At 62.0% G+C, this 10,507-nt stretch carries 20 protein-coding genes; all 20 read right to left on the minus strand.

Annotated features, from left to right (window positions below):
• Nucleotides 1–856: DNA-directed RNA polymerase subunit alpha (locus AC1P6P_RS03825; RefSeq protein ID WP_481401111.1), on the minus strand; the 856-nt coding region annotated here is incomplete at its 3' end.
• Between the two features lie 135 nt (nt 857–991).
• The gene (gene rpsK, locus AC1P6P_RS03830; protein WP_481401112.1) at nt 992–1,390 is read right to left on the minus strand and encodes a 30S ribosomal protein S11; all 399 of its coding nucleotides are present in this window, start codon (nt 1,388–1,390) and stop codon (nt 992–994) included.
• A 1-nt stretch (nt 1,391) separates the two neighbouring features.
• On the minus strand, nt 1,392–1,769 hold the full coding sequence (gene rpsM / locus AC1P6P_RS03835) for a 30S ribosomal protein S13 (protein WP_481401113.1): 378 nt from the start codon (nt 1,767–1,769) through the stop codon (nt 1,392–1,394).
• Nucleotides 1,770–1,954: 185 nt separating this feature from the next.
• A complete protein-coding gene (locus tag AC1P6P_RS03840; RefSeq protein WP_481401114.1) occupies nt 1,955–2,557 on the minus strand; it encodes an adenylate kinase in 603 nt (200 codons plus the stop codon).
• Nucleotides 2,554–3,882, minus strand: coding sequence for a preprotein translocase subunit SecY (secY, locus tag AC1P6P_RS03845; RefSeq protein ID WP_481401115.1), 1,329 nt, complete (start codon nt 3,880–3,882; stop codon nt 2,554–2,556). The genes AC1P6P_RS03840 and secY overlap by 4 nt, the downstream gene beginning before the upstream one ends.
• A 40-nt stretch (nt 3,883–3,922) precedes the next feature.
• The gene (rplO, locus tag AC1P6P_RS03850; RefSeq protein ID WP_481401116.1) at nt 3,923–4,474 is read right to left on the minus strand and encodes a 50S ribosomal protein L15; all 552 of its coding nucleotides are present in this window, start codon (nt 4,472–4,474) and stop codon (nt 3,923–3,925) included.
• A gap of 1 nt (nt 4,475) precedes the next feature.
• Entirely contained in the window at nt 4,476–4,676 is a 201-nt protein-coding gene (gene rpmD / locus AC1P6P_RS03855; protein ID WP_481401117.1) for a 50S ribosomal protein L30, read from the minus strand.
• Nucleotides 4,677–4,687: 11 nt separating this feature from the next.
• Nucleotides 4,688–5,254 carry a 30S ribosomal protein S5 gene (gene rpsE, locus AC1P6P_RS03860; RefSeq protein WP_481401118.1) on the minus strand — a complete coding sequence of 189 codons (567 nt, stop codon included), beginning with the start codon at nt 5,252–5,254 and terminating at the stop codon, nt 4,688–4,690.
• A 15-nt stretch (nt 5,255–5,269) separates the two neighbouring features.
• Nucleotides 5,270–5,620: a 50S ribosomal protein L18 gene (rplR, locus tag AC1P6P_RS03865; protein WP_481401119.1), complete on the minus strand. Its 351-nt coding sequence runs from the start codon at nt 5,618–5,620 to the stop codon at nt 5,270–5,272.
• Entirely contained in the window at nt 5,617–6,153 is a 537-nt protein-coding gene (gene rplF, locus AC1P6P_RS03870) for a 50S ribosomal protein L6 (RefSeq protein ID WP_481401120.1), read from the minus strand. The genes rplR and rplF overlap by 4 nt, the downstream gene beginning before the upstream one ends.
• Before the next feature lie 10 nt (nt 6,154–6,163).
• Nucleotides 6,164–6,562 carry a 30S ribosomal protein S8 gene (gene rpsH, locus AC1P6P_RS03875; protein ID WP_481401121.1) on the minus strand — a complete coding sequence of 133 codons (399 nt, stop codon included), beginning with the start codon at nt 6,560–6,562 and terminating at the stop codon, nt 6,164–6,166.
• Nucleotides 6,563–6,576: 14 nt separating this feature from the next.
• Nucleotides 6,577–6,882, minus strand: coding sequence for a 30S ribosomal protein S14 (rpsN, locus tag AC1P6P_RS03880; RefSeq protein ID WP_481401122.1), 306 nt, complete (start codon nt 6,880–6,882; stop codon nt 6,577–6,579).
• Nucleotides 6,883–6,894: 12 nt separating this feature from the next.
• A complete protein-coding gene (gene rplE / locus AC1P6P_RS03885; RefSeq protein ID WP_481401123.1) occupies nt 6,895–7,596 on the minus strand; it encodes a 50S ribosomal protein L5 in 702 nt (233 codons plus the stop codon).
• Nucleotides 7,589–7,909 (minus strand): 50S ribosomal protein L24, encoded by a 321-nt coding sequence (gene rplX / locus AC1P6P_RS03890; RefSeq protein ID WP_481401129.1) that lies wholly within the window; start codon nt 7,907–7,909, stop codon nt 7,589–7,591. The genes rplE and rplX overlap by 8 nt, the downstream gene beginning before the upstream one ends.
• On the minus strand, nt 7,906–8,274 hold the full coding sequence (gene rplN / locus AC1P6P_RS03895; RefSeq protein WP_481401124.1) for a 50S ribosomal protein L14: 369 nt from the start codon (nt 8,272–8,274) through the stop codon (nt 7,906–7,908). The genes rplX and rplN overlap by 4 nt, the downstream gene beginning before the upstream one ends.
• Nucleotides 8,275–8,302: 28 nt before the next feature.
• The gene (rpsQ, locus tag AC1P6P_RS03900; protein WP_481401125.1) at nt 8,303–8,545 is read right to left on the minus strand and encodes a 30S ribosomal protein S17; all 243 of its coding nucleotides are present in this window, start codon (nt 8,543–8,545) and stop codon (nt 8,303–8,305) included.
• A gap of 12 nt (nt 8,546–8,557) precedes the next feature.
• Complete coding sequence (gene rpmC, locus AC1P6P_RS03905; RefSeq protein WP_481401126.1) at nt 8,558–8,800, minus strand: 50S ribosomal protein L29; 243 nt, start codon at nt 8,798–8,800, stop codon at nt 8,558–8,560.
• Between the two features lie 8 nt (nt 8,801–8,808).
• Entirely contained in the window at nt 8,809–9,219 is a 411-nt protein-coding gene (gene rplP / locus AC1P6P_RS03910) for a 50S ribosomal protein L16 (protein WP_481401127.1), read from the minus strand.
• 18 nt (nt 9,220–9,237) lie between these two features.
• The gene (rpsC, locus tag AC1P6P_RS03915; protein WP_481401128.1) at nt 9,238–9,984 is read right to left on the minus strand and encodes a 30S ribosomal protein S3; all 747 of its coding nucleotides are present in this window, start codon (nt 9,982–9,984) and stop codon (nt 9,238–9,240) included.
• Nucleotides 9,984–10,460 carry a 50S ribosomal protein L22 gene (gene rplV, locus AC1P6P_RS03920; protein ID WP_481401130.1) on the minus strand — a complete coding sequence of 159 codons (477 nt, stop codon included), beginning with the start codon at nt 10,458–10,460 and terminating at the stop codon, nt 9,984–9,986. Before rplV ends, rpsC begins: the two co-directional genes overlap by 1 nt.
• Nucleotides 10,461–10,507: the final 47 nt, after the last annotated feature.

Here is a 10,507-nt window from a genome sequence, read left to right on the forward strand (position 1 = left end):
TCTGGATGAGGTCGCCGATGTAGACGATGTTGTCGTTCTTGAGGCAATTCGCCGAACGCACCGACAGCTCGAGCTCGTCGACCTTCTTGAGAAGGACCGGATTGAAGGCGAGATCGGGCTTGGCTTCCTCGGTAACGCGCTCGCGCGGCTCCTCGAAATTGATGAACACCTGCAGCTGGTCCTGCAGAATGCGCGCGGCATAGGCCACGGCATTGTCAGGCGTCAGCGCGCCGTTGGTCTCGACCGTCAGCGTCAGCTTGTCATAGTCGAGAATCTGGCCCTCGCGGGTGTTCTCGACCTTGTACGAAACCTTCTTGACCGGCGAAAACAGGCTGTCGACCGGGATCAGCCCGATCGGCGCATCTTCCGGACGATTGCGGTCGGCCGGGACGTACCCCTTGCCGCTGTTGACCGTCAGTTCCATGCGGAACTCGACCTTGTCGTCGAGCGTGCACAGTACGAGATCGGGATTGAGGATCTCGACGTCGGCGATCGCCTGGATTTGGCCGGCGGTGACTTCGCCCGGGCCGGTGGCCTTGAGCGCCAGGCGCTTGGGGCCGTCAGCATGCAGCTTCAACGCCACCTGCTTTACGTTAAGCACGATGTCGGTGACGTCCTCGCGCACGCCGGCGATCGAGGAAAATTCATGCAGCACGCCCTCGATCTGAATCGAGGTGACGGCAGCGCCCTGGAGCGAAGACAGCAGCACGCGCCGCAGCGCGTTGCCGAGCGTCAAGCCGAAACCGCGTTCGAGCGGCTCGGCCGTGATCACCGCATAGCGGCCCGCATCCTGCCCAGCAGTATCAATGCGAAGCTTCTGCGGCTTGATCAGTTCTTGCCAATTTTTCTGAAACACTTCTTTTCCTCATCGTTTCCCGGACATGTCGGATCACGCCCATTGCGTTCGACGGGTACTCACTCTCCGAACCTTACTCGTTGGGTGCAGGCTCGAAAAACCGAGCGCCGCACCCAATGAACTCCTTCGCGCGAATTAAACGCGGCGGCGCTTCGGCGGACGGCAGCCGTTATGCGGGATCGGCGTCACATCACGGATGGACGTCACGACCAGACCAACGGTCTGCAGCGCGCGCAGCGCCGATTCACGGCCAGAGCCCGGGCCCGAAACTTCCACTTCCAAGGTGCGCATGCCGTGCTCGACGGCCTTCTTGCCCGCATCTTCGGCCGCAACCTGAGCGGCATACGGGGTCGACTTGCGCGAACCCTTGAAGCCCATCATGCCGGCGCTCGACCAGGAAATCGCATTTCCCGCCGTGTCGGTGATGGTGATGATCGTGTTGTTGAAGGTCGCAGCAACGTGCGCAACACCGACGACGATGTTCTTCTTTTCTTTCTTGCGGGCGCGCGGCGCCTTCTTCTCGGGAGCGGCCATTTTACTTCGTCACCTTCTTCTTGCCGGCGATGGCGCGGGCGGGACCCTTGCGGGTGCGCGCGTTCGTATGGGTGCGCTGGCCGCGGACCGGCAGGTTTTTGCGATGGCGCAGGCCGCGATAGCAGCCCAAATCCATCAGCCGTTTGATGTTCATCGCCACTTCGCGGCGCAGGTCGCCTTCCACGAGGTAGTCGCGGTCGATGGCTTCGCGAATCTGAATGACTTCCGAGTCGGTCAGATCGTGGACGCGGCGAGTGGGGTCGATGCCCGTCTTCTCGCAAATCTCCTTGGCCTTTTGCGGACCAATGCCATGGATGTAGCGCAGGCCGATCCAGACCTGCTTCTGTGTCGGAATGTTAACGCCGGCAATGCGTGCCACGGGTCTTCTCCAAACGGGCTTCATGCCCGCAATTCAGTTCCAAACGTCTGCAACAAAGGCCCTACAAAACCGAAGCAGAAACGCCAAGGCCTTGAGAAACCTCAATTTCTCGACCGCAGGGGCGCGGATTATAGGGATGCGCGCCCCCCAGTCAACCGCCCCCTTTTACGGGGGAATTCAACATCTTAGCCGATCCCCAAACAGCCCTTGTGGCCGGCCTTTTCAATCACGTCCGCAATCAGCTTGGTGACTTCGCCGATCGGCAACATGCCGTCAACCGTCACCAGCTTGCCCTGCTTTTCGTAGTACGCCAGCAGCGGCGCGGTGTTCTGATGGTAAACCTTGAGACGGTTTGCAAGCGTCTCAGGATTGTCGTCCGCGCGCGCCACGCCGCCCGACTGGGCGATGCGGGCCTTGACGCGGTCGATCAGCACTTCGTCGGCGACTTTCAGCTCGATCACCAGATCGATCTGCGTGTCGCGGCTCTTCAACATGCCGTCAAGCGCTTCCGCCTGCGGAATGGTGCGCGGAAAACCGTCGAAGATGACGCCCTCGGCGCAATCCGGCTGGTCATAGCGCTCGGAAATGATCCCGATCACGACCGCGTCGGGAACCAGCTCGCCGGCCGCCATGATCGACTGGCATTTCTTCCCCAGTTCGGTGCCGGCCGCGATCGCCGCGCGCAGCATGTCGCCCGTGGAAAGCTGAACCCAGCCGTTCTTTTCCTGCAGAATCTTGGCCTGCGTGCCTTTGCCCGAGCCCGGAGGCCCAAAAATTACGAGATTCACCGACGCGCTCCCCTCAACTTCGCTTTTTTGATGAGACCTTCGTACTGCTGCGCGATCAGATGGCTCTGAATTTGCGCAACGGTATCCATGGTCACGCTGACCACGATCAGGATCGACGTGCCGCCGAGGGCGAACGACAAGCCCTCATGGGTCGCGAATTCGGGGATCAGGCACACGATCGTCAGATAAAGCGAGCCGATAACAGTGCACCGGGTGAGCACGTAGTCGATGTACTCCGCCGTCTTCTTGCCGGGACGGATGCCCGGGATGAAGCCGCCGTACTTCTTCAGATTCTCGGCCGTCTCTTCGGGGTTGAAGACGATCGAGGTGTAGAAGAACGCGAAGAAAATGATCATCGCGCCGTACAGGAACAGGTAGAGCGGCTGGCCGCGGCTGATCAGCTGAATGATGCTGGTCGCCCACTCCGGCAGGCTCTGGGCATTGAACTGCGCCACCGTCATCGGCATCAGCAGGATCGACGAGGCGAAAATCGGCGGAATAACGCCGGAAACGTTGAGCTTGAGCGGCAGGTGCGAGGATTCGCCGCCGAACATGCGCTGACCAACCTGGCGCTTGGGATATTGCACCAGAAGCCGGCGCTGCGCCCGCTCCATGAACACGATGAACCCGACCAGGGCCATCGCGAACACGACGAAGAATGCCAGAACCAGCGGGTTCAAGGCGCCCGTACGAGCCCCTTCCAACGCCTGCCCGATGATCTGCGGGAAGCGCGCCACGATGCCGGCGAAGATGATCAGCGAAATGCCGTTGCCGACGCCGCGGCTGGTGATCTGCTCGCCGATCCACATCAGAAGGATGGTGCCGCCGGTGAGCGTCACGACCGTGGTCAGGCGGAAGAACATGCCGGGATCAAGCACAATGCCCTGCCCGTGCTCGAGGCCGATGGCAATGGCGAAGGCCTGAACGGAAGCCAGCACCACGGTGCCGTAACGGGTATACTGGTTGATGACCTTCTGGCCCGCGGCACCCTCTTTCTTGAGGGCTTCGAGCTCGGGAAACACCGTCGTCATCAACTGCATGATGATCGACGCCGAGATGTACGGCATGATGCCGAGGGCGAAGATCGCCATGCGGCTGACCGCGCCGCCGGCCAGGGTGTTGAAGATGTCGAGGAGACCGCCGCCCTGCTGGTTGATGAACCGCGCCATCCCAGCCGGGTCGATGCCCGGCATCGGGATGTAGGTGCCCAGACGGGTCACGATCAGCGCGCCGAGCGTGAAAATGATACGCTGCCGCAGCTCCTTCGCCTTGGCGAAATTGCTGAGATTGAAGTTGGCGGCAAGTTGTTCGGCGGCTGACGGCATCGTCTACTCCAAATCGGCTGGGACCTAATATAGGGGTTCCTCAGCCGTTCTGCGCGGCCCGCTTTTCGGCAGACTTGATGCGCCGCTGCTGACGCTTGCCCGGCTCGCCCTTCTTGTTCATGTTGACCTTCTTCTTGAAGGTAACAGTCACAGAGCCGCCCGCACGCTCGACCGCTTCCACGGCCGACTTGGAGGCACCGGCCACTTCGATGGTCAGCTTCGAGGTGACTTCGCCCTTGGCGAGCAGACGAACGCCGTCGCGGCTCTTCGACACCAGGCCGGCGCCCCGGAGCACGGCCGCGTCGATCTTGGCGGAGGCATCGAGCTTCTTCTCGTCGATCGCCTTCTGAATGCGGCCGAGATTCACTTCGGCGAAATCATTGGCGAAGATGTTGTTGAAGCCGCGCTTCGGCATGCGCATGTGCAGCGGCATTTGGCCGCCTTCAAAGCCGTACACGGCATTACCCGTGCGCGCCTTGGCACCCTTGACGCCGCGGCCGGAGGTCTTGCCCAGGCCCGACGACGAGCCACGACCGACCTTGGTCTTCTTGTGGCGCGCGCCCGCCTTGTTGGCGATCTCGTTGAGTTTCATGTTACTTGCTCTCTTCGACAATCTCGACCAAGTGCTGGACGGCGCGGATCATGCCGCGAACTGCGGGCGTGTCCTCCAGCTCGCGGACGCGATGCATCTTGCCCAGGCCAAGGCCCTTGAGGGTTGCAGTCTGGATCGCCGGACGGCGGGCCGCGCTGCGCACCTGCTTCACGGTGATGGTCTTCTTGTTCTCGTCGGCCATGGTCGTGTTCCTTATGCGCCGGTGGTTTCGGCAGCGCCCTTCTGGCCTTCGCGGCGCGAGATGATCTCGGCAACGGAGCGGCCGCGGCGCTGCGCAACAAGGCGCGGCGACTGCTGCAGCTTCAAGGCATCAAAGGTGGCGCGAACCATGTTGTAGGGGTTCGAGGTGCCAACCGACTTGGCGACCACGTCGCCGACGCCGAGGGCTTCGAACACCGCACGCATCGGGCCGCCGGCGATAATGCCGGTACCAGCCGGAGCCGGACGCACGACGACCTTGCCGGCACCGTGATGACCGAAGCTCTCATGGTGCAGCGTACGGCCGTCCTTCAGCGGCACGCGGACCAGGGACTTCTTGGCCTCGTCGGTCGCCTTGCGGATCGCTTCCGGCACTTCACGCGCCTTGCCGTGGCCGAACCCGACCCGGCCGCGCTGATCGCCAACGACGACCAAAGCCGCAAACCCGAAACGCCGGCCGCCCTTCACCACTTTGGCGACGCGGTTGATATGGACCAGCTTATCTACGAACTCGCTGTCGCGCTCTTCGCGATCGCCGCGTTCTCTGCCTTCACGGGCCACTTGCTGTTCCCTCTCTTAGAATTCGAGACCGCCCTCACGGGCGGCGTCTGCGAGCGCCTTGACGCGCCCATGATAGATGTACCCGCCGCGATCGAAGACCACCTGCTTGACGCCCTTGGCAACGGCGCGCTCGGCAATGAGCTTGCCCACCACTTTGGCGGCGTCCAGGTTCCACGACTTGGCAACCTTGCTGCCCTTCTCGTTGGTCGAGGCAGAGGCAACCGTGCCGCCGGCCAGATCGTCGATGACCTGGGCGTAGATGTGGCGGCCCGAACGGAACACCGACAGGCGCGGACGGCCGTTGGCGTTCTGCACCAGGCGATAGCGGTTGCGCCGCTTGCGGCGGTCGAACAGTGTCGTTGTCATTTCTTCTTGCCTTCCTTGCGGCGGACATACTCGCCAACGTACCGCACGCCTTTGCCCTTATAGGGCTCCGGCGACCGCCAGGAGCGGATCTCGGCCGCGACCTGACCGACGAGCTGCTTGTTCATGCCCGAAACGGTCAAGAGCGTCGGCTTTTCGGCCGTGATCGCGATGCCTTCCGGGATCGGATAGTTGACGTCGTGGCTGTAGCCGAGCTGCAGCTGCAGGACCTTGCCCTGCACCGCCGCGCGATAGCCGACGCCCTGGATTTCCAGCTTCGTCGAGAAACCCTCGGTGACGCCGACGACCAGGTTGTTCACCAGGGTGCGGGAAAGGCCCCACATCTGGTCGGCGCGCTCGAACCCTTCGCGCGGGCTGACGACGACGCCGTGCTCCGGATCCAGCTTGACCTCGACCTCTTCCACCAGCGTGACGGAGAGCTCGCCCTTGGGACCTTTGACTTTGACCGACTGGCCATCGATGGAGGCGGTAACCCCCTTCGGCAGCGCAACCGGCTTCTTGCCGATACGAGACATTGAGCTTCTCCTAGAACACCTGGCAGAGGACTTCGCCGCCGACGTTCTTGTCGCGGGCAGAGGAGTCGGTCATCACGCCCTGCGGCGTCGAAACGATGCTGACGCCCAAGCCCTGGCGGTGAGGCTTTAGTTCCTTCACCGAGGTATAGACGCGGCGGCCCGGGGTCGATACGCGCTTCAGTTCGCGGATCACGGGGCGGCCTTCATGATACTTGAGCTCGATTTCGAGCTGCTTCAACCCGTCCTTGAACTCCACTTCCGCATAACCGCGGATGAAGCCTTCGGACTGCAGCACGTCGAGCAATGAGGTGCGCAACCGCGAATTGGGCGACACAATCTTCGCTTTGCCGCGAAGCTGGCCGTTGCGGATACGCGACAACAAATCGCCAATGGGATCGGAAATCGCCATGGTCCCGGTTCTCCTTACCAGCTCGCCTTGGTCATGCCAGGGATCTGGCCGAAATTCGCCAAGTCACGAAGCGCAATGCGCGACAGCTTGACTTTGCGGTAGTAGCCCTTCGAACGGCCCGACAGGTCGCAACGATGCTTGATGCGCACCTTCGAGGAATTGCGCGGCAGCTTCGAAAGCTTGAGGCGCGCAGCAAACTGCTCCTCTTCCGGAACCGCCGGGTCCTTCGCCTGGGCCTTGAGCGCAGCGCGCTTGGCGGCGTATTGGGCCACCAGCTTCTCGCGCTTCTTGTTGCGATTGATCTGGGAAATCTTCGCCATAACGCCTCGCCGTCAATTCGTGAAGGGGAACTGGAAGCCCTTGAGAAGCGCTTTCGCTTCCGCATCGGTCTTCGCAGAGGTGTTGAGGATGATGTCCATACCCCACACGGTCTCAGTCTTGTCGTAGTCGATTTCGACGAAAATCATGTGTTCCTTGAGACCCAGGGCGTAGTTGCCGCGGCCGTCAAAGCTCTTCGGGTTCAGTCCGCGGAAGTCGCGGATGCGGGGCATCGCCATGGTGACCAGGCGGTCCAGGAATTCGTACATGCGTTCCTGGCGCAGCGTCACGCGCACGCCAACCGGACGGCCGGCGGTGATCTTCAAGGTCGAAATCGCCTTCTTGGCCTTGGTGATCACGGCCTTCTGACCGGCAATCGCGGTCAGGTCGTTCAACGCGGCCTGGATCTTCTTGGTGTCCTGCGAACCTTCGCCGGCACCGATGTTCAAGACGATCTTGTTCAGCTTCGGCACCTGCATGCCGTTCTTGTAGCCGAACTCCTTCATCAGCGCCGGGCGGATGACCTCGAGGTAACGCTGCTTCATGCGCGGCGTATAGTTCGGGTCCTTAGCGGTCTCGCCGACGGCAGCGCCGGCAGCGGACTTGCTCTCGCCCTTCTTGGCCTTCTTGTCGGCCTTGGCTTCCGCCTTGGCCTTCTCAATCGGGTTGCCTTTCGGACCCTTCTCGGCCTTGGGCTTCTTTCCTGCTTCAGACATCGATGACCTCACCGGACTTCTTGGCGAAACGCACGCGGCGCCCGTCGCCCAGCACCTTCCAACCGACCTTCGTCGCCTCGCCCGACTTCGGGTCGATGTGCGCGAGATTCGACAGATCGATCGGCAGATCCTTGTTGACGATACCGCCCTGAGCACGCTGGGTCGGCTTCTGGTGGCGCTTGGCGGTGTTGACGCCAGAGACGACGGCCTTGCTCTCCTTGGGGAGAACCTTGAGCACTTCGCCCTTCTTGCCCTTGTCGCGGCCCGTGGTGACGATCACCCGGTCGCCTTTCTTGATCTTCGCAACCATCAGAGCACCTCCGGCGCCAGCGAAATGATCTTCATGTGGTTCTTCGCACGAAGTTCGCGAGTAACCGGTCCAAAAATGCGGGTGCCGATCGGCTCGCCCTGGTTGTTGACCAGCACGGCGGCATTGCCGTCGAAGCGGATCAGGCTGCCGTCCGGACGGCGCACGCCATGCGCGGTGCGCACAACGACGGCCTTGAGGACTTCGCCCTTCTTCACGCGGCCGCGCGGAATGGCTTCCTTCACGGACACCACGATCACGTCGCCGACGTCGGCATACCGGCGGTGCGACCCGCCGAGCACCTTGATGCACTCCACGCGACGCGCGCCGGAATTGTCGGCCACGTCAAGCTGTGTCGTCATCTGAATCATAACAATCTACTCCCGATGCTCGCCGTACCTATTTGCCGGACACGCGCTCGATCACTTCCCAGCACTTAAGCTTGGAGATCGGACGTGTTTCCTGAATGCGAACGATGTCGCCGACCTTGTATTCGCCGGTCTCGACGTGAGCGTGGTACTTCTTCGAGCGGCGGACGGTCTTGCCCATCACCGGATGAATGAAGCGACGCTCGACGTTGACCACGAGGGTCTTCGCGTTCTTGTCGCTGACCACGACGCCCTGCAGCACGCGCTTAGGCATGTTCTATTCTCCTCAACCAGCCTTGCGGCGCTGTTCGGCCAAAATCGTCTCGATACGCGCGATGTCGCGGCGCACGGCGCGGATGCGGGCCGTCTTCTCGAGCTGGCCGTTGGCCTTCTGGAAGCGCAGGTTGAACTGCTCCTTCTTCAGCTTGGCCACTTGGTCGTTCAGCTCGTCGGTCGACTTGGTGCGGAAATCATCGGCCTTGGTCGACGTCTTCGCAGCAGCAACCTTCTTGGACTTTTTGTCAGCCATCGGCGGCCTCACAGAGTGCGCGCGACGAACTTCGTCGCGACGGAGAGCTTGGCGGCGCCAAGGCGCATGGCTTCCTTGGCGGTGGCCAGATCGACGCCATCGATCTCAAACAGGATACGGCCCGGTTTGATCTTGGCGACCCAGTATTCCGGAGCACCCTTGCCCGAGCCCATTCGGACTTCGGCGGGCTTCTTCGACACGGGCACATCGGGGAACACGCGGATCCAGACGCGGCCGGCGCGCTTCATTTCGCGGGTAATCGCGCGGCGGGCCGCCTCGATCTCGCGGGCATTGATGCGTTCCGGCTCGAGGGCCTTGAGGCCGTATTCGCCGAAGTTGAGCTGCGTGCCGCCCTTTGCAGCGCCGTGGATACGGCCCTTGTGCTGCTTGCGGAACTTGGTTCGTGCTGGTTGAAGCATGGCGGTGTTCTTTCCGTCTTATTCGCCGGCCGGAGCGGGCGCATTAGCGTTGGAACGCTCTTTGCGCTCCGACTGCTGCTGGCCACGGCCCTGGTCCGTGTTCTCCGCATTCCGCTTTTCGACGGCAAACGGATCGTGCTCCATGATCTCGCCCTTGAAGATCCACACCTTGACACCGCAGGTGCCGTAGGTGGTCTTCGCCGTGGCGATCCCATAGTCGATGTCGGCGCGCAGCGTATGCAGCGGAACGCGACCTTCGCGGTACCACTCCATACGGGCGATTTCCGCGCCACCCAGACGGCCGCCGCAATTGATACGGATGCCCTGGGCGCCCAAACGCATCGCCGACTGAACCGCACGCTTCATCACGCGACGGAAGGCAACGCGGCGCTCGAGCTGCTGAGCAATGTTCTCAGCCACCAGCTTGGCGTCGATTTCAGGCTTGCGGATCTCGACGATGTTCAGATGCACTTCGTCAGTGGTGTACTTCTGAACGTCGGCCTTGAGCTTCTCGATGTCGGCGCCCTTCTTGCCGATCACCACGCCCGGACGCGCCGAGTGGATGGTGATGCGGCACTTCTTGTGCGGGCGTTCGATCACGACACGCGACACGCCGGCGGCCTTGAGGCGCTCGGTCAGGTGCTCGCGGATCTTGATGTCTTCCTGCAGGAGCTTGCCGTATTCCTTCTTGCCGGCATACCACCGCGAATCCCAGGTGCGGTTGACACCAAGCCGAAGGCCGGTCGGATTAACTTTCTGACCCATTACGCATTCTCCTCGGCAGGCGCGGCTTCAGCCGCTTTGGTCTTCTTCGGGGCTGCCTTCTTGGCCGGGGCCTTCTTCTTGCCCTTGGCCTTCTTTTCGGCAGCTTCCTTCAGTTCCTCGACCACAATGGTGATCTGGCTGAAGAACTTCTCGATGCCTGCGCCGCGACCGCGGGCACGCGCATGGAAGCGCTTCATGACCATGTTCTTGCCGACCGAAGCCTGGGTAACGACCAGGTTGTCGACGTCGAGGTCGTGATTGTTCTCGGCGTTGGCGATCGCCGACTGCAGAACCTTCTTGACCGCGCCAGCGATGCGCTTCTGCGAGAAGGTCAGCTCGTTGAGAGCCGCTTCGGCCTTCTTGCCGCGGATCGACTGAGCGACCAGGTTCAGCTTACGGGGGCTGACACGGATCATCCGTCCGATCGCCTTGGCTTGCGTGTCCGCGAGAACGCGGGCGCGTGCATCCTTGCCCATTATTCCGCCCTCTTCGCTTTCTTGTCGCCGCCACCGGAGTGACCGAA

It is taken from the genome of Rhizomicrobium sp., from assembly GCF_056722145.1.